A 236-nucleotide genomic window follows, 5' to 3' on the forward strand; every position below is an offset into this window, starting at 1 on the left:
GGGCGAGCTTGTACTGGGCGTAGTCCGCACGCGGATGCGTCGGATAGTAGTTCATGAACCCGCTGAACTCCTCCTGTGCGTTGACGAAGCCTTCGGGGCTGCCCTCGCCGAGGTGCGTGTCGCCGATACCGAGCATGGCATCCGCCCGGAATGGGCTCTGGGGGTACGCATCGACGAGCTGCCGAAAGTACTCCCGCGCGGTCAGCCATTTCCTGTCGTTCAGCGCCTTCGTGCCG

Annotated in this window: 1 pseudogene (running past one end of the window); it reads right to left on the reverse strand. The window is 64.4% G+C overall.

Annotation, left to right across the window (positions count from 1 at the left end):
- Positions 1-236, reverse strand: a pseudogene (bamD, locus tag GEV06_11715) (outer membrane protein assembly factor BamD) (it continues 152 nt past the right edge of the window).

Source organism: Luteitalea sp. (assembly GCA_009377605.1).
Lineage (GTDB): Bacteria > Acidobacteriota > Vicinamibacteria > Vicinamibacterales > Vicinamibacteraceae > WHTT01.